Annotated in this window: 19 protein-coding genes; 8 read left to right on the top strand and 11 right to left on the bottom strand. The window is 44.7% G+C overall.

Features of this window, described 5'->3' with window-relative positions; all coding sequences use genetic code 11:
• Nucleotides 1-3: 3 nt before the first annotated feature.
• Together fabF and GRF55_RS11385 are read right to left on the bottom strand one after the other, a co-directional pair.
• Nucleotides 4-1,266: a beta-ketoacyl-ACP synthase II gene (gene fabF / locus GRF55_RS11390; RefSeq protein WP_220368508.1), complete on the bottom strand. Its 1,263-nt coding sequence runs from the start codon at nt 1,264-1,266 to the stop codon at nt 4-6.
• A 115-nt stretch (nt 1,267-1,381) separates the two neighbouring features.
• Complete coding sequence (locus tag GRF55_RS11385) at nt 1,382-1,618, bottom strand: acyl carrier protein (RefSeq protein ID WP_220368507.1); 237 nt, start codon at nt 1,616-1,618, stop codon at nt 1,382-1,384.
• Between the two features lie 387 nt (nt 1,619-2,005).
• Here GRF55_RS11385 and GRF55_RS11380 point away from each other — a divergent pair, with 387 nt between their 5' ends.
• Genes GRF55_RS11380 through rd form a run of 3 tightly spaced genes read left to right on the top strand, consistent with a single transcriptional unit; the run spans nt 2,006 to nt 3,874 of the window.
• Entirely contained in the window at nt 2,006-2,617 is a 612-nt protein-coding gene (locus GRF55_RS11380; RefSeq protein WP_220368506.1) for a DUF4254 domain-containing protein, read from the top strand.
• Nucleotides 2,618-2,633: 16 nt separating this feature from the next.
• Nucleotides 2,634-3,680, top strand: coding sequence for a glycosyltransferase family 9 protein (locus GRF55_RS11375; protein WP_220368505.1), 1,047 nt, complete (start codon nt 2,634-2,636; stop codon nt 3,678-3,680).
• Nucleotides 3,681-3,712: 32 nt separating this feature from the next.
• Nucleotides 3,713-3,874, top strand: a complete 162-nt coding sequence (gene rd / locus GRF55_RS11370; protein ID WP_220368504.1) for a rubredoxin — start codon at nt 3,713-3,715, stop codon at nt 3,872-3,874.
• Nucleotides 3,875-4,192: 318 nt separating this feature from the next.
• Here rd and GRF55_RS11365 read toward each other — a convergent pair whose 3' ends face one another.
• From GRF55_RS11365 to GRF55_RS11355, 3 genes are read right to left on the bottom strand one after another with little or no spacing between them, the layout of a single operon-like run.
• The gene (locus GRF55_RS11365; RefSeq protein ID WP_220368503.1) at nt 4,193-6,769 is read right to left on the bottom strand and encodes an outer membrane beta-barrel family protein; all 2,577 of its coding nucleotides are present in this window, start codon (nt 6,767-6,769) and stop codon (nt 4,193-4,195) included.
• A 9-nt stretch (nt 6,770-6,778) separates the two neighbouring features.
• Nucleotides 6,779-7,435, bottom strand: coding sequence for a hypothetical protein (locus GRF55_RS11360; protein ID WP_220368502.1), 657 nt, complete (start codon nt 7,433-7,435; stop codon nt 6,779-6,781).
• Nucleotides 7,436-7,439: 4 nt separating this feature from the next.
• Complete coding sequence (locus GRF55_RS11355) at nt 7,440-7,943, bottom strand: sigma-70 family RNA polymerase sigma factor (RefSeq protein WP_220368501.1); 504 nt, start codon at nt 7,941-7,943, stop codon at nt 7,440-7,442.
• Between the two features lie 681 nt (nt 7,944-8,624).
• Between GRF55_RS11355 and GRF55_RS11350 the strand changes: the two genes are divergently transcribed.
• From GRF55_RS11350 to GRF55_RS11335, 4 genes are all read left to right on the top strand, one after another.
• Nucleotides 8,625-9,269, top strand: a complete 645-nt coding sequence (locus tag GRF55_RS11350; RefSeq protein ID WP_255563802.1) for a C40 family peptidase — start codon at nt 8,625-8,627, stop codon at nt 9,267-9,269.
• Between the two features lie 76 nt (nt 9,270-9,345).
• On the top strand, nt 9,346-10,449 hold the full coding sequence (locus GRF55_RS11345) for a CapA family protein (RefSeq protein ID WP_220368500.1): 1,104 nt from the start codon (nt 9,346-9,348) through the stop codon (nt 10,447-10,449).
• 9 nt (nt 10,450-10,458) lie between these two features.
• Nucleotides 10,459-11,976: a phosphoethanolamine transferase gene (locus GRF55_RS11340; protein ID WP_220368499.1), complete on the top strand. Its 1,518-nt coding sequence runs from the start codon at nt 10,459-10,461 to the stop codon at nt 11,974-11,976.
• Nucleotides 11,977-11,984: 8 nt separating this feature from the next.
• Nucleotides 11,985-12,977, top strand: a complete 993-nt coding sequence (locus GRF55_RS11335) for an acyltransferase family protein (RefSeq protein WP_220368498.1) — start codon at nt 11,985-11,987, stop codon at nt 12,975-12,977.
• On the opposite strand, the gene GRF55_RS11330 is transcribed toward GRF55_RS11335, so the two are convergent.
• Together GRF55_RS11330 and GRF55_RS11325 are read right to left on the bottom strand one after the other, a co-directional pair.
• Nucleotides 12,974-15,067: a two-component regulator propeller domain-containing protein gene (locus tag GRF55_RS11330; RefSeq protein WP_255563801.1), complete on the bottom strand. Its 2,094-nt coding sequence runs from the start codon at nt 15,065-15,067 to the stop codon at nt 12,974-12,976. The genes GRF55_RS11335 and GRF55_RS11330 overlap by 4 nt on opposite strands.
• A gap of 10 nt (nt 15,068-15,077) precedes the next feature.
• Nucleotides 15,078-15,284, bottom strand: coding sequence for a hypothetical protein (locus GRF55_RS11325; protein ID WP_220368497.1), 207 nt, complete (start codon nt 15,282-15,284; stop codon nt 15,078-15,080).
• Between the two features lie 884 nt (nt 15,285-16,168).
• Between GRF55_RS11325 and GRF55_RS11320 the strand changes: the two genes are divergently transcribed.
• A complete protein-coding gene (locus GRF55_RS11320) occupies nt 16,169-16,618 on the top strand; it encodes a hypothetical protein (protein ID WP_220368496.1) in 450 nt (149 codons plus the stop codon).
• Between the two features lie 84 nt (nt 16,619-16,702).
• Here the strand turns inward: GRF55_RS11320 and rdgB are convergent, their stop codons facing one another.
• The 4 genes from rdgB to GRF55_RS11300 all read right to left on the bottom strand — a co-directional run bounded on the left by rdgB (nt 16,703) and on the right by GRF55_RS11300 (nt 21,730).
• Nucleotides 16,703-17,353, bottom strand: coding sequence for an RdgB/HAM1 family non-canonical purine NTP pyrophosphatase (gene rdgB, locus GRF55_RS11315; RefSeq protein ID WP_220368495.1), 651 nt, complete (start codon nt 17,351-17,353; stop codon nt 16,703-16,705).
• Nucleotides 17,350-18,291, bottom strand: coding sequence for a YitT family protein (locus GRF55_RS11310; RefSeq protein ID WP_220368494.1), 942 nt, complete (start codon nt 18,289-18,291; stop codon nt 17,350-17,352). Before GRF55_RS11310 ends, rdgB begins: the two co-directional genes overlap by 4 nt.
• 49 nt (nt 18,292-18,340) lie before the next feature.
• Nucleotides 18,341-21,235: a leucine--tRNA ligase gene (gene leuS, locus GRF55_RS11305; protein ID WP_220368493.1), complete on the bottom strand. Its 2,895-nt coding sequence runs from the start codon at nt 21,233-21,235 to the stop codon at nt 18,341-18,343.
• Between the two features lie 171 nt (nt 21,236-21,406).
• Nucleotides 21,407-21,730, bottom strand: coding sequence for a DUF4298 domain-containing protein (locus tag GRF55_RS11300; RefSeq protein ID WP_220368492.1), 324 nt, complete (start codon nt 21,728-21,730; stop codon nt 21,407-21,409).
• Nucleotides 21,731-21,929 lie beyond the last annotated feature (199 nt).

Below are 21,929 nucleotides of genomic sequence, written 5' to 3'. Positions count from 1 at the left end.
GCATCAGCCTTCATATTTCTTGAATACCACACATGCATTATGACCACCGAATCCGAAGGTGTTGCTCAGTGCAGCACGCACCTGACGCTTCTGCGCTGTGTTGAAGGTGAAGTTCAGATTGTAGTCAATCTCCTCGTCCTTGTCGTCTTCGTCGTGGTTGATGGTCGGTGGAACAATGTCGTTCTGCACGGACAAGACGGTCACCAGTGCCTCTATTGCGCCGGCAGCGCCGAGCAAGTGACCGGTCATCGACTTCGTCGAACTGATGTTGAGCTTATAGGCTGCATCGCCGAAGACCTCCTTGATGGCTTTCACCTCGGAGATATCACCCACGTGCGTAGATGTTCCGTGCACATTGATATAGTCAATGTCCTCTGGTTTGAGTCCTGCATCGGCAAGCGCTTCTTCCATCACGAGCTTTGCACCGAGTCCTTCCGGATGGGAAGCCGTGATATGGAACGCATCGGCGCTCTCACCTTCGCCCACCATCTCTGCATAAATCTTTGCTCCGCGCGCCTTGGCATGCTCCAATTCTTCGAGAATCAGACAGCCGGCACCTTCGCCCATCACAAAACCGTCGCGGCTCGCACTGAACGGACGGCTGGCACGCTTCGGGTCGTCATTACGCGTTGACAAGGCGTGCATCGCATTGAATCCACCCAATCCGCAGTCGCAAATGGCAGCTTCAGCACCGCCTGCCACAATGATGTCAGCCTTGCCGAGACGCAGCAAGTTGAACGCATCGGCAAGGGCATGCGTGGATGATGCACAGGCACTCGTCGTCGTATAGTTCGGACCATGGAATCCGAAATGTATCGAGATGTGTCCAGACGCTATGTCGGAAATCATTTTCGGAATGAAGAAAGGTGAGAATTTAGGTCCGTCTTCAATATGCTGACCATAATATTTCACTTCCTCTTCAAAAGTCTTGATTCCACCGATACCCACACCGTAGATCACACCGATGCGATTCAGGTTCTCTTTCTCAAGGTCGATGCCTGAGTCTTTCACTCCCTGCATTGCACTGATGAGCGCCAACTGTGTGTAGCGGTCTATCTTGCGTGACTCTTTCCTGTCAATATATTCGTTAATGTCCAGGTCTTTTACTTCACATGCAAACTGTGTTTTGAACTTCGAACAGTCAAAACTCTTTATCCCGTCGGCACCACTTACTCCTGCAACAAGGTTTTTCCACGTATCCTCCACAGTGTTACCTACTGGTGTTACAGCTCCAAGTCCTGTAACAACTACTCTTTTTAACTCCATACAAATATTTGTGTTCTTGGTATATGAATAATCTTCAAAAAGAAAATTGGGTGTTGGATTTGGTCCGTTTTAACCAACACCCAACACCCAACATTTATCATCGAATGGAAAACTCTTATTTTGCGTTTTCCTCGATATATGCGATAGCATCGCTTACGGTGCCGATTTTCTCTGCTTTATCGTCTGGAATTGAAATGTTAAATTCCTTTTCGAACTCCATGATGAGTTCTACTGTATCCAATGAATCTGCACCCAGATCATTTGTAAAGCTTGCTTCAGGCTTCACTTCTGATTCGTCAACACCGAGTTTATCTACGATGATTGCTTTTACCTTTGATTCAATTTCTGACATAATTCTTTTCTTTTTAAATGGTTATAACTAATTTTCATTTTTGAAATCGGTTGCAAAGGAACAAATTAAATTTCATGTATGCAAATTTTTTCATTAAAAAAGCACTATTTATTGCACATAATACCCCATATTGTGCATGTTTTTTGCCCATTTCAGACCCAATAATTGCATTTTCAACCTCTTTTTTATGACAATTAAAAGGCGTGTTTCCTTTTCTGAAAACCCATTTAACCAAAGAATATAACACTTGAAACGGGAACATTAATGAGAACTTTTTGAAGCAGAACATGAACATCAAACGAAGAATTCTTCAAAAAATAGGTAGTTTTATTTTGTGTGCCAATCCGTTTTTATTATCTTTGCAAAAATTAAATCAAAGAAAAAGCTATGTCATACACAGAGAATTTTAACAGGATATTCCAGCAGGCTATCTGCGATTATCACGTAAAGAATGATATTGATATGGAGATTAATAATCCATATAGCCGTGATTCATTAGAGAATCGCCTCTATCTGAAATGTTGGATAGACACCGTGCAATGGCACTTGGAAGATATCATACGCGATCCGCATATCGACCCTATTGACGCACTGCAACTGAAACGACGCATAGACCGTTCCAATCAAGACAGGACGGACTTGGTTGAGCAGATAGACAGTTATTTCCGTCAGAAATATTGCGACGTAAACGTGCTGCCCGATGCACGCATCAACACTGAAAGTCCAGCATGGGCAATCGATCGCCTCTCTATTCTGGCACTGAAAATCTATCACATGCAGGAAGAGGTGGAACGACAGGATGCTACGGACGAACATCGTGAGAAATGCCAGATGAAACTCAATATTCTGCTTGAACAGCGGGTGGACCTTTCAACTGCCATCGACCAACTGCTTGAAGATATAGAAAAAGGAAAGAAGTACATGAAGGTTTACAGACAAATGAAAATGTATAACGACCCTTCTACCAATCCTATTCTATACGGAAAAACGCCAACGTGAACGGCAATTATAAAAAATGAATCATCAGCATATACTGGTTATCAGACTGTCGGCAATGGGCGATGTTGCGATGACCGTTCCTGTCATTGCAGCGCTTGCTGATGCTTATCCTGAACTGAGGATAACCATTCTCAGTCGTGGGTTTGCACGTGCGTTCTTTGAAAACTTGTCACCAAACGTGTTTTTCATGGAAGCCGATTTCAAGAATGAATATCGCGGAATCCATGGATTAAATGTTCTCTATCGGCGCCTGAAGGCTAAGAATTTCACGGCTGTTGCCGATTTGCATGACGTGTTGCGCACAAAATACCTGCGATTGAGATTTCTCATCGGTGGTTGTAAAGTAAAACATATCAACAAACACCGGTCTGAAAGAAAAAAATTGGTTCGAAAAAACAATAAAGTCCTACAGCAAATACCCACTTCCTTCGAGAATTACCAGGATGTTTTTTCTGCATTGGGCTTTACTTTTGAATTGAAGAAAGACAGGGAAATAGGATTGGGAAGCGCAGACAATGACCATGTTCTCTCAGCCGTAATTGGAGAAAAGCAGCCGAATGAGCGCTGGATTGGCATAGCACCCTTCGCTGCCCACCAAGGAAAAATCTATCCGATAGACAAGATGGAGAACGTTGTTAAAGAGCTTTCTCAAGACGAAAACATCAGAATTTTCTTTTTCGGAGCAGGCAAGAAGGAGAAGGATATCATCAACGAATGGTGTTCAAAATATGCGAGATGTGTGAACGCATCGGAAAAATTGGGAGGATTGGACAACGAACTTCTGTTGATGAGAGAACTGAACGTGATGCTTTCGATGGACAGTGCAAACATGCACTTGGCATCACTGACCGATACTCCCGTCGTCAGCATCTGGGGAGCAACACATCCTTATGCCGGATTTATGGGATGGCGACAAAGCGAAAACAATGCTATTCAATTGGAAATGGAATGTCGTCCCTGCAGTATATACGGCAATCAGCCATGCCATAGGAACGACTATGCATGTATGAATCAAATCAGCGAAAAGCAAATCATACAGAAAATAAGAGACATTATTCAGTAAAATCATATTATTCACTTAAAAAGAAAGACATTATGAAAAAGTACATTTGTGAAGTTTGCGGGTATATCTACGACCCTGCTATCGGTGATCCTGACAGTGGTATAGAACCAGGAACAGCGTTTGAAGATATTCCAGAAGATTGGGTATGCCCCATCTGCGGTGTAGGAAAAGATGACTTCAAAGTTGAAGAGTAATCAAACATCTTACTATAGTTTAAAGGAGTTGTACAAAAAGCGTACAACTCCTTTTTTTATGTGAAACAAATTTTATCATTTCTCTAATAAAAACACAAACAGCATGTTTACGCAATAATGTTATCTCTTAAAAGTAACAGTGTTATTTTATAGAAGTAACGATGTTACTTCTGTTAGGTAACGGTGTTACTATTAAGAAGTAATGCGAAGGAATTTGTTTTTTACATAAAAATTTTCGCAGGACAAAAGTAGAACTTTTATTCTGCGAAAATTTTGCAAAAGGGTTTTATTTAATGAAAAACGAAAAGCAAAGAGATTCTATAGTCGGTTAATTTGCTCGTTGGCGGCATTCTTTCCGCGATACTTGGTCTTGAGTTGATTCAGACGATAGACGATACTTAGCGAGAAATTCCAATATTTTTGGTCTTCAATCTGCCAGAAGTGGACGTTGCGGATGCGCGATTCTGCATTGAACTTCATTTTATGGAAGATGTCTTGAGCCGCCAGTTTCACACTTAGACGATTTTGTAAGAAGGACTTCTGTAGGCTTAGGTTGAGCATCTGGTAAGATTTCAATTGAACATAGTTCTGCGTACCGCCGCTGTTGTAATAATAATAGATGTTAGCGAGCCATGAGTGTGGCAGGTCAAAGTATTGGCTGGTCACGACAGAGAACTCGGTCTTGTCGTAATTGTATGGCTCTTTCATATACTCGCCGTTAAAGAACGTGTGGCTAACAGCCATGCGGAGCGATGGTCGCCACCAACGGAGTTTATATTGCAAACCGACATTGGCACTCAACTGACTTGCGTGGTCGAAATTACTGGGGGAACTCACCAATATGTGGGAGTGTTCATTCTCGGTGTATATGTCGTTAGTTATCACGTTTTTCTTATAAATATAGCTGACTGAGGCATAGATAAACTTGTAACCCGTGCTCCACTCAGCGGTGTAGAATGTCATGGGCCGAAGACTGGGATTGCCGTGTTGATAGGCAAACTCGCTGTCATAGAATGTATAGTTACTCAGTTGGCGCAATGACGGACGTCTGGTACGCGACGAGAACGAGAGAGTATTTATCCATCCTCCGTGTCCATAGCTGATTTCCACAGAAGGAAACAGATTGCGGTAATGACGGTGGACATTGGCATCGGGAGCCAAACGGTCTGCATAGTCGCTTGTCACGTCCTCATAGCGCAGGCCTCCGTTCAGTGTCCAGTTGCCAAACATCACTTTCGCCTCCACAAAAGCTGCAGTTTTATTTTCCCATTGTCTATAATCAGAAGATGGCACGATGGTATTGCTGCAATCAGCTGTTCCGTTGCCTGTCACGCGGTTGTACTCTGCACCCCATAACAATGAGGATTTCGGTCCTAAAGTGTAGTCGAACGTTAGCCGACCTGCATAGATGTGGTAACGACTCTTGCTTTTGTTAAGTGTTGAGCGCGTTACGTCATTTGTTATTTCATCGGTCAGTTGGCGGTAGTTGCTGGAGTTGCCTGCATAGTCAATATTGAGGGCGGTGCGTAGGCGATTCGTCCACTCAGCATTGTAAAACGTGTTGACGTGGGTAGAATTTATATCGTTATGGTAGTCGCTCAAAATGCGGGTGCGCTGGAACTCTTGACTATTTTTGCTACAGATGCGCCAAGCATCAGACGGAGAAAGCCACGTATTGTGATAACCATCGTAACTGATACCTGCAATGTGTCGTTCGTTGAACTCGTAATCTATGTTAGCCGACCAACGCGGTTCTTTCTGGTGTGATTTGTAGTTATTCTCTGTATTTTCATATCGATAGTTATCACCATCTACAACGAGTTCTACTATCTGTGGTTGGTTAAAGTGTCGATGAAAGTCCTCGTACTCCAGATACATTGAGGTATTGAGTTTTTCTTTTTTCAATCCTACATTGACAGATCCTTTTGATGTCAGTACATTATTGAGTTTTTCACTGACATTTACCTGTAGTGTATATCCTTCTTCCTTTATGCGTGTTGTTATTTTTATGACGGCTCTCACTTTTGCATCGTATTGTGCTCCAGGATTACGTACTAGTTCGATATTCTGGATGTCCTTGGGTGATAGACGGGTTATTTCCTGCATGTTTTGCACTTTGCGGTTGTTGATATAGTAAATAGGAGTTCCACGTCCAAAAACAGATATCGTTCCATTTGGTGAAGCAATAACACCTGGTACTTGTAATAGCAGTTCGCTGGTACTGTGCAAACGTTCCAAAACCGTACCTGCCACGTTTGTAATGATGCTACTGCCTTTGGTTTGATAGATAGGTCGTTCGCCTTTGACTGTGACGCTTTTGAGTGTTTGCGTTTCGGGGTGCATCCGTATTGTCCCTATCTCAGGTTGACTACATATTTTATATATAGTTTTATAGCCAACGTATGAGATACGCGCGAGGACGGCTCCCTCCTTGTTTCCCTCCGTAGAAAATGTTTCGTAAGGAACTGCAAAATATCCACTTTCATTCGATACACCTCCACTCAGTAGGGTGGAGTCTTTCGGATGGAGAATAGCTACATTAGCGTATGCCACTGGTTGGCCCTGCTCATCAATAATAGTACCCATCAGATGACGGTCAGTTTTATAAGTACACTCCACGAAAATCTCATATTCACCGCTCTTGATAACTCGGATAGGATAGAAACCGACAATTTGGAAAATAGCATCTGTTATTTTTTTATTTTTTATTTCTGTCGTTACCTTAAAATCCTCCAATTCATCGTAAATGAAGTTGATGGTATATTCACGTTGCAGGTCATTGAATTCCATTAAAATTTTTGACATTGATATATTATCATAGCGTTTAGTAATACGCTGAGCCAAAGCAAATGTTGTCACAAGGTATAGCACACAGATGATTGTTAGTCGTCTCATAGTTATTATTTAAGGCTTATTGGTTTGTATTTCTACTATCAGAATATTGTCGATCAATTCCAAATGGATGCGCTCAAAAGAATTGATACTATTTATAGCTTCTGATGCAGATTGTTGTTTGTTCCATATATAAAATAACCGTAATGTCTTTGCTTCCTTGCTTTTCCAATTCAACGTCAGTCCATAATAGTCAGCCATATCGGTCAGTATTTGCTCGAGTTTGGTCTCGTCGTAACGTATCACATTTTGTGGTATAGTATCGGTTTTTACTATATCAGCAGCTGATAGTTTATTTGAATTTACAATAGTAGTCTCTTTGATTGAAACTTGCGGATTATTAATAACATTGGAGGAATGACGTATAATATGAATAGCTGCGAAGGTAATACCCGATATCATTAATATACCTATAAAGATAGCAGCTATTTTCAAAATGTTGCGTTCATATTTTTTCTCAATTGGATGAGTTTGTAAGAAACGCTGCCATTCGGTATCTATTTCAATATCGTTTTCATTATTTATCATGGCTTGCTTTAATTGTGCCGTAGCTTCCATCATTTCACCCATTTCGGGATCGTCAAGCATCGCTCTCAATGCTTGCTCTGAAAACTTTTCAGGATACTCCTGCATATCCAATAACAACTGGATTTTTTCTTTTCTATCCATGGTCTTATTTATTTTGATTATTATATTCTCTAATTATCTGTATGGCTTTAGTCAAATGTTTATAAACCATCACACGACTGATACCCAACTCTTCGGCTATTTCCTGATATTTCATACTTTTTATATGCCTCATACGAAACACGCGTAATGTTTGTTCTGGCAGATTTTGCTCAGCATAATTGAGTAATAAAGTTAGTCGCTGTTCTTCCTCTACAGTATCTAAGGCTATCGTATCGGTAATATAAACTTCAGATTGTTCTATGATGTATGCCTGCTCGAAACGTTTTTTGACTTCTTTATGTTGCAAGATATTTATACACCGGTTACGCACACTCATGAGCAGATAGGCTTCCACGTTGGTAGGTATGACATTAGTCTTAATGAGTGTGGCAAACACTTCGCTAACCACATCGCGTGATTCTTCAACGTCATAGAGCATTCGTCTTGCGAGTCGTATCATTTTATTATAGTATTGTCGGAACAACACTTCTATATTTTCTTTTTTCATTCTACATATATAGACAAGAAGGGAACGTAAAATATAACCAAAAAACTATTTTTTTTAAAAAAACATATCATAAAAATATTTCTACCTTAATTATTTGATCACAAAAATACATCTTTAAATTGGAATTTAAGACTTATCAAAAATTATTGTGGATAAATTGTGGATAATTGGTGGTATAACTTATCTTTTTTCCACATATAAATAAAATGAAGATATTGATTATTGAAAAATACCCAATATATGATTCATTTTTGAACACATATTCAACATATTTTATTTATAGAGATTATCCACTTATTAAAAACTACCTTTTAAAAAGAAATTGTGAATAAGTATTATAACCTATTTATTATTAAATAATTAAATCTATAAAAAGTAGTGGATAAATAACACTTGAATGTGCATATCTTATAACTGGAATTTTACGTACTTTTTTATCAACATATCCACAAGACATCATCATCAATCCTTTCTTTTTTCAAAAAATAAAATAAAGAAATATAATGATAATCGTTTGATAAGTGGATAGGTTATATTTTAGTTTGATGCTATTTTAACATTTAAAGTTACGTATAATTATATTAAAAAACATGAAATACGGATTTCGTTCATTTCGCTGTTTTATCTCTCTTAAATGTCTGATATATTGACAGTAAACACCTTTCGAACCACTTTTCTTTTTTGATTTATTATAAAAAAGAATGTAAATATGATTTTTATAACTCACTGATTTTCTTTATATTTGCAATATCATTTTTAATAGGACTAATTATTTTGATCATGGATTTTAAATATATAGTAACTACTTTTCTACTTAGTACATTCACTTTTTTATCAACGAGTGCGACGGATGTGGTTGTTGGTGACGACAAGCCGGATGCTTCTTATGTTGATTTTTCGGAGAGCAGCGATGAGTTAGAGGCTCTTTTCAATGTGACAGGAGCTGATATCATAGAAAATGCAATGAAGTACCTGGGTCGTCCTTATCGTTCCGGTATGAAAGGTCCGCATGCTTTTGACTGCTCTGGATTTACGAGTTACGTATATGGAATAAAAAATATCTCGCTCAGTCCGAGCTCAAAGACACAATATACACAGGGTGTTTCTGTGAAGAGAGACGAACTTCGTCAGGGTGACCTGGTGTTCTTTACGAGTCCGCGTTCTGGTAGGAGTGTCGGTCATGTAGGTATTGTGACTGAAGTAGAGGAAGACGGAAATTTCCATTTCGTACATGCTTCCCGTCGTGGAGTGGTCGTAGATAACTATGCGAAAGCTGGTTATTACAAAGGACGATACATCGGCGCTCGGCGTATTTTGGACTATTAAATTTCTACTTTTATATTAGTTATTGAGGCGCTATCCGTTGGCGCCTTTTTTATTAAAAACAAAAATGAAATATATAATGAAGCAATTTTTTCTATTTATGGCAATGGTGTTGTCGTTGTCATGCACATCAAAGGCAGAGAATAATCGCCAGTCGGTCAACATAGAGACTGATAGTTTGCCACGTTCTCAGGTGAAAGAAACGAAGCAACTGCCTGAAAAGATGGTTATATCAATGTGTGGCGACATCATGATGGGCACGACTTATCCTACGGTGCAGTTGCCGCCTAATAATGGAAGAGACATTTTCAGTGATACAAAGGAATTTACGCAACAGGCAGACCTCGCAGTCGGTAACCTCGAGGGAGCCATCTGCAGTGGTGGAAAAAGCACGAAAGGCAGTGGGAAATATAGTTATGCTTTCCGTATGCCGCCAAGTTTTGCACCCCTGCTTAAAGAAGCAGGATACGACTATCTGAGCATGGCAAACAATCATGCGAATGATTTCGGAGCTGAAGGTATTGCTGAGTCCGAGAGAGTGCTCGACGCTCAGGGCATCAAATATTCCGGCATAAAGGGTAGGATAGAGTCAGTGGTATTGGAAAAGGACGGAGTGAAGTATGGTATTTGCGCTTTCGGACATAATTCCTACACGTTGAAACATACTGATTTAAGCCTTGTAAAGCGGATAGTGGAAGACCTTCGTGAGAAATCTGACATTGTGATTGTTTCGTTTCATGGTGGTGCAGAAGGAAGAGACAAGCGCCATTTGCCACGCGGTACGGAAATATTTTTAGGAGAGAATCGTGGAAATCTCCGTGAGTTTGCTCATTTTTGTATAGACCATGGTGCTGATGTCGTGTATGGACATGGTCCGCATGTGGTTCGTGCGGTGGAAGTATATAACGGACGTTTCATCGCATACAGCCTCGGTAATTTCTGTACACCTTACGGGATGAGCCTCACTGGAATATCTGGATATGCACCCGTCATCAACATTGAAATAGATAAAAATGGTCGCTTTCTCAGCGGAAAGATTCATTCGTTCATCCAGCAGCGTGGAGCAGGTCCGCGTAAAGATATGACCAACAGCGTTGCGCGCGAGATAAAAATACTGAGTGAACAGGACATTCCACAGAATCCTATAACGATTGATTCGGAGGGTAACATCACACTTTTATAATAACTTTAAATGTTACGTATCAGTAAATCACACATCAAGCCATTGCTGTTCGTAGTTGGATTAACAGCTTTCTACGGATTATTTTTCTTGTTGTCTGATTTCTATGACATCCCTTTCCGAGGTTTTTCCGACTTAATCAACATACTGCTTCAGTTCTTGGTTGTTGCCTTTGCCACATTCGGTGTGCTTTATCTGATAAGCATCAACCGATATGTGTTTGCTGTTACTTTCCCGTTATTGACAGCCATTTGCGCCATATTGGCTTACTTCAAATATACTGCGAAGGTGACACTGACGCCGATGTTGTTTGAACTCGCTGTCGTGAACGATATTCGTACCGATATGGATGTGGTTTCATGGCAGCTTGTATTGTTGGTGATAGTGAGTTTGATATTTGCTTTTTCGGTGGTTTACTATCGCTTTAAGAAAGTGACTTTTTCATTTCCTTTGATTCATTTTCTTTTTGCTTTCCTCATCATTTTCGGAGTGACCCATGTGCGTGCGTTCGCTAATCCCTTGAATGCGCGCATACCTTATAATATATATTATAGTGTAAACACTTATTTTTCTAATAGGAAAGAAATAAAAAACGTGCGCCCTGACTTTCCTGGAAAGGTGCTTTGTGAGGATGATTCGGTAGTGATAGTGGTTGTTTTAGGTGAGTCTGTCCGGTCATCCAATCTGCAAATCAATGGTTATTCCCGCCCGACAACACCACTTTTGTGTAAGGAAAAGAACGTATTGTCGCTACCGAATATCTATTCTGAAGAAGCATTCACGCATACGAGTGTTCCCTATTTGCTGACCCGTGCCAGTCATGATGATCCTGATAGGGCGTATGAGGAGCGTTCGTTTGTGTCGTTGTTCAGGAAAGCGGGCTATCGGACAGCCTGGATAGCCAATCAGGAGCCCGTGTCCACGTTCATTTATTTTATGAAAGAGTGTGACAGTCTCATTTATGTGAACAGTGGAAAATCGCTCTATCACTACGAAAAATGGCTCGATGAAGATATCCTGCCTTATATGGATAAGGAACTGGAACGTGAGGAAAACAGGCATCTGTTGATTCTTCACACCATCGGTTCGCATTGGTGGTATAACGCACATTTTCCAGAGCGTTTTGAGCGGTGGAAACCTACGTTGTCGAGTAAGGTGATTTCTTCCAATTCGCACGAGGAGATGCTCAATGCTTATGACAATACCATTCTCTATTCTGACTATTTCTGGAATGCCGCCATCAACCGGCTGCGTCATCGCAATGCCGTGCTCATCTATCTTTCCGACCACGGAGAGTGTATGGGTGAAGATGGTATGTACACACACGGTGCCGACCATGAAGCCCTTCATCATCCGGCTTGTTTCGTGTGGTTCTCCGATTCGTATATGGCTCGGCATGCAGATAAAGTGGAGGCTTTGCGGAAGAACAGGTTGAAGAAATACAATTCTTCTTTCCTCTTCCATTCCGTTTTGAGTGCCGGAGGTGTGAAGTGCGATGTGTTTGATGAAAATGAGGACATATTCAGATGAAAGAGACTATGAAAGAGCGGATAGTTTGGATAGATTATGCCAAGGCGATAGGCATCACGTTGGTGATATTGGCACACACGCAGGTTACGCCCTTCGTGACCGATTGGATCAGTGTGTTCCGCATGCCGCTGTTTTTCTTTCTCTCAGGCTTTTTGTTCTCGTTTGACAGGAATCCGGATGCGAAAGCGTTTGTGCGAAAGCGTTTCCGTCAGTTGATGATTCCTTATGTGTGTTTCAATCTGCTGACGTTTGTCTTCTGGTGGTTCGTTGGAAGACATTATGGTGCTGTTGATGAAACGACGCTATGGTATGAGCCGTTGGTGGCAGCACTGTTTTGCAATGCGCCGGACATGGTACACAACATACCTTTGTGGTTTCTCTTTTGTCTTTTCCTGCTCGAAGTGGTTTATTATTTCCTCTTTCGGAAACTTGGATTCCTTCAGCGTCTGATTGTAGTGATGATGATAGGTATGTTCGGTTTTTTGAATGCTTATCTAAACGCTCACGTCCTGCCATTCAGTTTGGGAACGATGATGATAGGAATGCTCTTTTACTGTGCAGGAAGCGAACTCAAGCAACTGTTCCAATCAAACGGTCTGATGGGGTTGTTGGCATTGATTGTAGTGACGGCAGCAGCGCTGATGAACGAGCGCGTCTATCTATACCGAAACCAGTATGGCAATGCGATGTTCTTCTTATTGGCAGCCTTCAGTGGCATTTACATGATGAAAGTGTTGTGTGAAGGTCTTTCAAAGCGTTTCGGGCGCTGTCGGTGGGTGGAATATATGTCGAAAAACACGTTGACAATCTGCGCACTTCACCTCACGAACTATACGCTCATCAAGGGCTTCACCGTCTATGTTTTAGGCATTCCGCTGTCGGTTTATGAGGGAACCATTCTTCCGAACCTCCTGCTAACTGTCGGAGGAATACTGCTGTGCATACCATCTATTTATGTTCTTGAAAGATTCCTGCCTTTTGTAATAGGCAGAAAACGTTAGCGGACGATGGCTATCTTGCACACAGCGCCTTTTTTGCCTTCGCTCGTAGCGGTATGAACCATATATACACCGCTTACCACCGGCTTCCCCTTCATGTCTTTTCCGTCCCAGGTAAACATGCCTCCGTTGCTCCGTCCCTGGGCTACAAGTACGCCGTTGCTCGTGAGAATCTTCACGTCAGCGTCGTAACTGAGTCCGGTGACAATGATTGGTCCGGTATAATCCGGGCGCACGGGATTGGGATAGGCATACACGTTGTCGCTCGTCATCTCTTCGTTCGGCACATTGGCATCGCTCATATAGGAGCAGAGTCCTTTGTCCGTGCCGAAGAAAACTTCGCCTGTATGGTCGTTGATGGCTATCGATTCGATATTGTTGGAAAGCAGCTGGCTGTTGGTTGAGAGGAAGTGGTGTATTTGCGTGTTGTTGTCTTCGCTGATGAGATAGACACCGTTGCCGTTGGTTCCGAACCATTTGCGCCCGCCACCATCTACCGCGATGCACGATACGTTCACGCCGTCGAGCAGATAGTCGGCGAAGTTGGTGCCATCGTTGCGCGGCACTTTTATCTGGTTGATTTTGTCCGTATAGCCGTTGGCGATGTCCTGTGCATAGACCACCATCACGCCGGCATCCGTTCCCACCCAGATGTTGCCCGACTTGTCTTCAGCGATACATTGTATGAAGATGGGCGAGAGCGTTGCTCCGTCTTGGTTGATGAACGATGTGAATGCCATCACGCCGTCACTTTCCGGCTGGTAGGCGAAAAAGGCGGGGAAGTCCCAGTGGTCGTTGACCATCCACAGCAGGTTGCGGCTATCGAAAAACATCCCTGCCATCGCGTTCATACTCCTGCCGTTCTTGCTCAGGAAAATATCCTTGTGCAGCGACTGCCATTGGTTGTCGTTGCCAAGTTTGAAGAGTGATGCTTGTCTGACGCGGGAATTGAATGCCCACAAATTGCCTTGGCTGTCGTATTTCAGCGTCGGAACAACCACATAGTCGCGGTTGCCGCTGATGGCAGGAAGCAGCGGACTGTTGTCAATATTATGGTGTTTTGAGAGTTTGCCGTCGATAAATTCATAGATGCCGCTCTTTCCGCTCACAGTCACATGGCTGCTGTTAGTGGGATCGACGTCGATGCTGAGCATGTCGTTGTATTGATGTCCGATGCGCGACTGGATATTCTCTTCGAAGCATGTCCATGTGTCACCGCTGAACGATTGTACGGCAGCCGGACGCCCCAGTTCGCCGTGTGCGCTATATCCGCCACCGACGGAGTAGAGCGTATTGTTGGTGAAGCGTATGAAACCGAAGTGGTTGTATTTCGGACCGTCCGGGCGGATGCCTTGAACCGTGATGGTTTTCGAACCGCCACTCTCGGTGTATGCCATCAGCGAGCCGTCGCTGTCGGCAGTCCACCAGCACTTGTTCTTCTCGTCATACACCGTCCGCTTGTCGAAACTCTTCGGCACATAGTCACCGCTGCGACTCCAGTTCTTCTTGTCTAACAGGTTCACTGTCAGCGGTGCCGACCACAATCCGTCGGTCTCGGAAGCGGCAAAGATATTGCCGTTTTCGATGTAGCAGTAATTCACCTTGAAGCCCAGGTTGTAAGAATCGCTCACCTCCACGTTCTGCACATTCACCTTCACGATGCCGAACCCCGTTGCCAAATAGGCATACTGCCCCTGTATATAGACGGTGTTGACAGTCTTGTCCTGCGTCATCGACTTGTTGTAGTAGTCGGACAGGTTTTCCGTCTCTCCGTCAGTGGAGAGCACGTCCATGTTTTGATTGTCGTAGATGATGAGTAGCTTTTTTGCTGCCGGACAGTAGTTGATGTGTGCAATGCCGCAGTCGGAGAGCGCATTGACCTTGTCATACACCTGCACGCTCTGGTCGTTGACGTTGTATGAGAACAAACCGCCCGAGCTGAGCACGTAAACCGTGCTGCCCGCAGGTTCTATCTCCGTGATGTCGCGATAGGCGTAGTAGATGTTCCACGAACCGATAACTGCCGCATGGGTGGCTATGACAGCCCATGCCATCAGCAAAAAAGCAAATATGCGTTTGAATATGCGTTTCATCAAATTCTTTTTATCTGTCGAACAACATCTGGTTGTTCTTGTTATGTTCATACTCCAAATATTCCTGTTCACGTTCATAAATGCCCATTGAGTGCTTGGTGTCGTACTCATCTTCCTCCTCATACAATTCCTCTTCCGGCGTACCGTAGTTGTATTGCTCGTTATATTCCCTGTACGTCCTTTGCATCTCAGCCTCTTCCCGCTCTCGCATCAGCATATACTTCTCAAGGGGATTCCGCCTTCCACAGCTGGTGGAAAGGACCATCAGAGACGCTAAGAGAAATGTCAAACCCCATTTAATCATAAACAGATGAAAATATTTAGATTAACGCATAAAAAGACTTTTTATTATCCATGCTACATGAACACTGCCCCGAAATTGCCTGCAAATGACCACTCAGGAATCATACAGCGAATACAAAATTAGCAAATAAAAAGGAGAAATCAATCGTTTAGCCTTATTTTTTTAATTTTATATAGATATAAATGGTGAAAATTAAACTTATTTTTGAATTAACTTTCAATTAAAAAGTAAAGAACGTTAATAAAACGACGGGTGTCCGAAAATTTCATGAATCGAACTTTTCAATTCTGGAAAAACAAATGAATAGTTTTTGAATAATAATAGTAAAAAGCCACTCTCGTTCAGTGAAAATTCAAGAATTGTCGGGCGAAAGTTGAACTTTGACCTCCCCAAAGTTGCCCTTTCAGGACGCAAAAGTTCCCGTTTTGGAGGTCAAAAGTGGCACTTTCGCTTCCCAAAGTGCCACTTTCAGGGGCAAAAACCTGCATTTTTGGAGAATATTCTTGATTATTTTGTAAATAGTTTTCGTGTGTGTTTCTTTTAATAAGTTGACTGATAATGTTTTACAAACCCCGATGCGCGAGGTTTGCCTGTACGGGTGCGAGGGAAAGTTCGGTGGAAAATATCGCAAGCATTCGCGTTAATAATTGTAAAAAAACGGCAGGAAATTTTTTCCGCCCGTCCAGTTTTCTTTAATGATTTCCGTTTTTCCCTTCTTTGTCTTTTCAACTATAAACCTGCGCTTTTTTGTTTTTAAAAAGAAAATAACTATCTTTGCACCAGTAAATTATGTTGGTATGAGAAGATTGGCGTTTATTCTTTCCCTTTATCTGTTCATAGGATTTGGAAAAACGGGAGCCCAGCAGCTGATACTGAAGAACTACGCATGGCAAGGCGATTCTGTCTACCAGGCAGTGAAAATCGTGCCGCCCATTTATTCATTGTGGAAAAAGAGCTATTTGCTGTCTCCTCCCGGACAAGAATCGACTGGAAGTGTCATGTTGCAAAATCAATATGCTTTGGTGAACGAAGTTGATGTCTCGCCATTTCGTTGCGGTCCGTTTTGGGTTCCTGCACCTCCCCCTTTATTTGAATGCAACCAATATTATGACACGGTGGGAGAGGCTGTCTTTTGCGGATTCATAGAAGGGGCTGTCAATGGAGTCTTTGATGCACTGATGCCTTCGAAGCCTACCAAGAAAGAGCGGCAGAGGGCATTGGCGAAGAAGATATTGTCACACTATTAGTTACACTTTTTTGTTTCGGGCGGGTTGATGCACCGATTGACCCCGATGTCGGGTGTTAGACCGGACGGGGTTGTATAATGATGATTACAGGTTTTTGTCCTTCAGGAACTCCGCGAGCTTTTGCATGGCTCGTGCGCGGTGAGAGATTTGGTTTTTGATGTCTGCTCCCAGTTCGGCGAATGTCTGTTCGTAGCCGTCGGGCTGGAAGATGGGGTCGTATCCGAAGCCGGTGGTGCCGCGACGCTCGCGGATAATCTGTCCGTTGACGATGCCCTCGAATTCCCATCTTTTTTCCATATAAAGAGGAATTTCTGTCGTTGTATCACTGGCGTCGATTACTAATGAGATGACTGTGCGGAAGCGGGCTGTCCGGTTGTCTTCGCCATCGAGTTTGCGGAGCAGTTTTTTCATGTTTGCTTCGCTGTCGTGGCTTTGCTGCGGGTCGCCGTCGATAGCGGCATAGCGGGCAGAGAGTACGCCTGGTTCGCCTCCGAGTGCCTCCACTTCGAGTCCCGTATCGTCGGCAAAGACAGGTATCTTCTCGTCTCTGAAATAATGGCTCCACACATATTCTGCCTTCTGGTAGGCATTTCCTTCGAGCGTATCGGAAGTTTCGGGCAGTTCTTCATGGCAATTGATGTCGGCAAGTGAGAGGATTTTGAACTCGTTGCCGAGGATTTGCTGTGCCTCCTCCAGCTTATGCTTGTTGTTCGTCGCAAAAACAATCTTTTTCATGCGGGTTTGTTTTCTTCTGTTTTCTTGGCTTTCACTTTGATGGCGTCGAATCCCTTTCCATAGACGCCGATGACCGAACTTTGCGAGACGAATGCGTCGGGGTCGATGGTCTTGATGATGCGGAAGATGGCAACGCTCTCACGCTTGCGGGTAAGGATGCAGAGCACCTTCGTCTCCTGTCCGCTGTACCAGCCTTGTCCGTCGAGCAGCGTGATGCCGTGCGAGGTTTCGGTACCGATGGCTTTGGCTATCTCGTTGTATTTTTTCGAAAAGATGAGGAATTGCACAGATTCGCGCCGCGCGTTCATCACGTAGTCGAGCATGAAGTTCATAACCACCATCGTGCAAAGTCCGAACACCACCATCTGTGCGCGCTGGAAGAGTTCGCCGAAGGCAGGGATGAAAAGACAGCTTCCGATGATGCACAGGTCAACGGTGATGAGTACGCGTCCGAGCGAAATGGGTTTGTATTTGTTGATACAAGCGGCGATGATATCCGTTCCGCCCGTGCTGCCGTTGTTGAGGAACACGACGGCGAGCGCCACACCGAGCATGATACTGCCGATGAGGAGCGACATGAAGTCGTTGCCTTCGCCCATCAGTTTGATGAGATTGCCGTTCTCGTCAGCCACCAGTGTCTGTGTGAAACTGAGCATAAACGAGAGCATGAAGGTGGCGTAGATGGTCTTTGTCATGAATCGGAAACCGATAATTTTCAGCGCAAAGACCAGCAGGATGGCATTGATGCCGAAATAGGTGTACTGAAGGGGGATGCCCGTGGCGTAGAAAACGATGGCAGACAGACCTGTTACGCCGCCCGACACGATGTGGTAGGGGAGCAGAAAGAATGTCCATGCCAGTGCGTAAACGACCGAGCCCAGTGTGATGACGGCATAGTCTTTCAGTTCACTTTTGAATTGTTGTTTGGTAAAATTCATATATTTTCTGTCTTCGATTATTTTTTCGTTTCTCTTTTTGCCGTCCGAATCAGCCTTTCACCACGATGTTGACGATGCGTTTCGGCACGATAATCACCTTCACCACCTGCTTTCCTTCCAGATATTTCAGCGAGCGCTCGTCGGCAAGCGCAGCCTTTTCAATCTGTCCGTTGTCGGCATCAGCTGGGAAAAGCATCTGGAAGCGTGCCTTTCCGTTGAACGAGATGGTGAGTTGCATTTCGCTTTCCACCAGATATTTCTCGTCCCATTGCGGCCATTGTGCATCGCAGACGCTACCTTCGTGTCCGAGCATTTCCCACAATTCTTCAGCGATGTGTGGCGCAAACGGTGCCAGTAGCACCACGACCTGTGAGAGCAGTGCGCGGTTGCGGCACTTGAGTTGCGTCAGTTCGTTCGTACAGATCATGAAAGCGGAAATGCTGGTGTTGTAGGAGAACTGCTCAATGTCCTGCGAAACTTTCTTGATGAGCTTGTGCACGCTCTTCAGTTCGTCGGCTGTCGGCTCACCGTCCCAGTGGCTCTTGTCTTGCCAGTAATTGTCTTCGGGCGTGAAGAGTTTCCAGAGTTTCTTCAAGAAGCGGTGGCAACCGTCAATGCCGTTCGTGTCCCACGGCTTCGATTGCTCCACCGGTCCGAGGAACATCTCGTAGAGGCGGAGCGTGTCGGCGCCGTATTTCTCGACAATCATGTCGGGATTCACCACGTTGAACATCGACTTCGACATCTTCTCAATCGCCCAGCCGCATTTGTAGTGGCTGCCGGTGGGAGCTTGGCTGCCTTTTGTGCCGTCTTCGAAGATGAATTCAGCGTTCTTGTATTCCGGGTTCCACGCCTTGAAAGCCTCGATGTCGAGGATGTCGTTCGACACAATGTTCACATCCACGTGGATGGGTGTGACGTCATACTGGTCTTTCAGTCCGACCGATACGAACGTCGGTTGGTCCTTCGCGTGCTCGTCGTTGATGCGATAGACAAAGTTCGAGCGTCCTTGTATCATGCCTTGGTTGACCAGTTTCTTATACGGCTCGTCCTTACAGCTGGTACCGATGTCGTAAAGGAATTTGTTCCAGAAGCGCGAATAAATCAAGTGACCGGTGGCATGTTCCGTTCCTCCGACGTAGAGGTCGACGTTTTGCCAGTATTCATCGGCATCTTTCGACACGAGCGCCTCGCTGTTGTGCGGGTCCATATAGCGCAGGTAGTAGGCAGAAGAGCCGGCAAAACCCGGCATGGTGTTGAGCTCGAGCGGGAAAATCGTTGTGTGGTTGATGAGCGATTTGTCCACCACGCACTCCTTCTCGGTGTCCCAAGCCCACTTCGTGGCGCGTCCGAGGGGTGGCTCTCCGCTTTCCGTCGGTTTATATTCGTCGATTTCAGGAAGCTCCAGCGGCAACTTCTCGATAGGCAACGCGTAGGGCATACCTTCTTTATAATAGACGGGAAACGGCTCGCCCCAGTAGCGCTGGCGCGAGAAAATGGCATCGCGCAGGCGGTAGTTCACCTTCACACGTCCGAGGGCGTGCGCCGTCACAAACTCTTTCGTGCGCTGAATGGCATCTTTCACGCTGAGTCCGTTCAGCGAAAAACCATCCAAGGTCTTCACACCGTCGCAGGGCGAATTCATCACGGTGCCCTCTTTGGCATCGAAACTCTCCTCAGAAATGTCGGCACCTTCAATCAGCGGTACGATAGGCAGGTTGAAATGTTTGGCGAAAGTGTAGTCGCGAGAGTCGTGGGCAGGTACCGCCATAATCGCTCCCGTGCCATAGCCAGCCAATACGTATTCGCTAATCCAGATGGGAATATTCTCTCCCGTGAACGGATTGACGGCATACGAGCCGGAGAAGACGCCCGTCACCTTGTGTCCCATCTGGCGCTCACGCTCCGTGCGCTTCTTCACATAATCCAGATATTCATCGACAGCCGCCCGCTGTTCGTCGGTCGTCAGTTGGCTGACCAGTTCGCTTTCGGGCGCCAGGACCATGAACGTCACGCCGAAAATCGTGTCGGCGCGAGTGGTGAAAATCGTAAACGACAGGTCGCTGCCAGCCACCTTGAATTGCATCTCCGTACCTTCGGAACGTCCAATCCAGTTGCGTTGCGTCTCCTTCAGCGAATCGGTCCAATCCACTTGGTCCAATCCGTCGAGCAACCGCTGTGCGTATGCCGAGACACGGAGGCACCACTGGCGCATCTTCTTCTGCACCACAGGATAGCCGCCGCGCACCGAAACGCCATCCACCACCTCGTCGTTGGCAAGCACGGTGCCCAGTCCGGCGCACCAGTTCACCATCGTTTCGCCCAGATAGGCGATGCGGTAATTCATGAGCACCTGCTGGCGCTCGCATTCGTTCATCGCCTTCCACTCGGCTGCCGTGAACGAAAGTTCTTCCGACTGTGCAGCGTCCAGTCCTTCAGTGCCTTGCTGTTCGAAATGCTCGATGAGCTTTGTGATAGGCTGTGCCTTGCCACAAGTGTTGCAATAGAACGAGTCGAACATTTTTACGAACGCCCATTGCGTCCACTTATAGTAATCAGGTGCACAGGTGCGCACCTCTCTTTCCCAGTCAAACGAGAAGCCGATTTTGTCCAACTGGCTCCGATAGCGGTCGATATTCTCGTTGGTCGTCTTCTCAGGATGCTGACCAGTCTGTATGGCATATTGCTCAGCAGGCAGACCATAGGCGTCGTAGCCCATCGGGTTGAGCACGTTGAATCCCTTCAGTCGTTTGTAGCGTGCGTAGATATCCGATGCGATGTATCCAAGCGGATGCCCCACATGGAGCCCTGCTCCCGATGGATAAGGGAACATGTTGAGTACATAAAATTTCTCACGCTGCTTGTCTTCTGTTACCCGATAGGTCTTCTGTTCAACCCATCTTTTCTGCCATTTTTTCTCAATTTCGCTGAAGTTGTAATCCATATTTGTAAAGTTCCGGTTTCTTGAAAATTCTTTTTACCCCGCAAAATTAAGTATAATTTCCGAGATTATAAGCCTGTATCATAAAGAAATTTCATTTTTAGTGCTGAGGTGCCGCCCATCTTGAACAAGTGCGCCTAAGGGGCAAGGCAGCGTTTTGTCTTCAAATCGAAGTCACATCTTCTTATTATTGCGACCTCGCTTCACAAGGTTTTGCATGCGGGCGATGAGGTCGTGATGGTCGGAGAGCAGGTTCCACACGCCGTCTTCCGACAAGACGCCACGCTTCAAATCGGCAGGCAACAACCCCTTTTCATCGTCAGCGAAGTCCTTTTTCCACTCATCGCTGCCATAATATTCGCCAAGTATGGTCGCCGCCTCTTGCATCTCCTCATACTGTTTCAGGGCAGTTGACAGCCTTTCTGCCGCTTGCGAAAGCTGGTCAAACCGTTCTTCCATCGCCTGTATGCGCTCTATTTGTTCATTGTTGTTCTTCATGGCATGAATGATTTGATGCAAAAATACAACGAAGTGGGCACAAAACAAAATAAAAGCCCGTTTTTATTCGGAACAGAACCGCCAAACGATAACACATTTATACATCTTTCGCTGTCGGGAAGGCGATTATGCAAATAAGTATTTCGATTTCCATACAGATGTATATTTATGTAGAAACATGTCCATTTCCGTATATTTA

The sequence above is a fragment of the Prevotella sp. Rep29 genome (assembly GCF_019551475.1).
Classification (GTDB): domain Bacteria; phylum Bacteroidota; class Bacteroidia; order Bacteroidales; family Bacteroidaceae; genus Prevotella.
This window is presented reverse-complemented; position numbering and strand designations above follow the sequence as displayed.

What these genes read in the sequence shown, in the direction of transcription:
- GRF55_RS11375 (WP_220368505.1), top strand. Translation starts at nt 2,634, where the DNA reads ATGAATCATCAGCATATACTGGTTATCAGACTGTCGGCAATGGGCGAT.
- GRF55_RS11335 (WP_220368498.1), top strand. Translation starts at nt 11,985, where the DNA reads ATGAAAGAGCGGATAGTTTGGATAGATTATGCCAAGGCGATAGGCATC.
- GRF55_RS11360 (WP_220368502.1), bottom strand. Translation starts at nt 7,435, where the DNA reads ATGGATAGAAAAGAAAAAATCCAGTTGTTATTGGATATGCAGGAGTAT.
- GRF55_RS11325 (WP_220368497.1), bottom strand. Translation starts at nt 15,284, where the DNA reads ATGCTGATGCGAGAGCGGGAAGAGGCTGAGATGCAAAGGACGTACAGG.
- rd (WP_220368504.1), top strand. Translation starts at nt 3,713, where the DNA reads ATGAAAAAGTACATTTGTGAAGTTTGCGGGTATATCTACGACCCTGCT.
- leuS (WP_220368493.1), bottom strand. Translation starts at nt 21,235, where the DNA reads ATGGATTACAACTTCAGCGAAATTGAGAAAAAATGGCAGAAAAGATGG.
- GRF55_RS11330 (WP_255563801.1), bottom strand. Translation starts at nt 15,067, where the DNA reads ATGAAACGCATATTCAAACGCATATTTGCTTTTTTGCTGATGGCATGG.
- GRF55_RS11380 (WP_220368506.1), top strand. Translation starts at nt 2,006, where the DNA reads ATGTCATACACAGAGAATTTTAACAGGATATTCCAGCAGGCTATCTGC.
- GRF55_RS11340 (WP_220368499.1), top strand. Translation starts at nt 10,459, where the DNA reads ATGTTACGTATCAGTAAATCACACATCAAGCCATTGCTGTTCGTAGTT.
- GRF55_RS11310 (WP_220368494.1), bottom strand. Translation starts at nt 18,291, where the DNA reads ATGAATTTTACCAAACAACAATTCAAAAGTGAACTGAAAGACTATGCC.
- rdgB (WP_220368495.1), bottom strand. Translation starts at nt 17,353, where the DNA reads ATGAAAAAGATTGTTTTTGCGACGAACAACAAGCATAAGCTGGAGGAG.
- GRF55_RS11355 (WP_220368501.1), bottom strand. Translation starts at nt 7,943, where the DNA reads ATGAAAAAAGAAAATATAGAAGTGTTGTTCCGACAATACTATAATAAA.
- fabF (WP_220368508.1), bottom strand. Translation starts at nt 1,266, where the DNA reads ATGGAGTTAAAAAGAGTAGTTGTTACAGGACTTGGAGCTGTAACACCA.
- GRF55_RS11345 (WP_220368500.1), top strand. Translation starts at nt 9,346, where the DNA reads ATGAAGCAATTTTTTCTATTTATGGCAATGGTGTTGTCGTTGTCATGC.
- GRF55_RS11365 (WP_220368503.1), bottom strand. Translation starts at nt 6,769, where the DNA reads ATGAGACGACTAACAATCATCTGTGTGCTATACCTTGTGACAACATTT.
- GRF55_RS11320 (WP_220368496.1), top strand. Translation starts at nt 16,169, where the DNA reads ATGAGAAGATTGGCGTTTATTCTTTCCCTTTATCTGTTCATAGGATTT.
- GRF55_RS11300 (WP_220368492.1), bottom strand. Translation starts at nt 21,730, where the DNA reads ATGAAGAACAACAATGAACAAATAGAGCGCATACAGGCGATGGAAGAA.
- GRF55_RS11385 (WP_220368507.1), bottom strand. Translation starts at nt 1,618, where the DNA reads ATGTCAGAAATTGAATCAAAGGTAAAAGCAATCATCGTAGATAAACTC.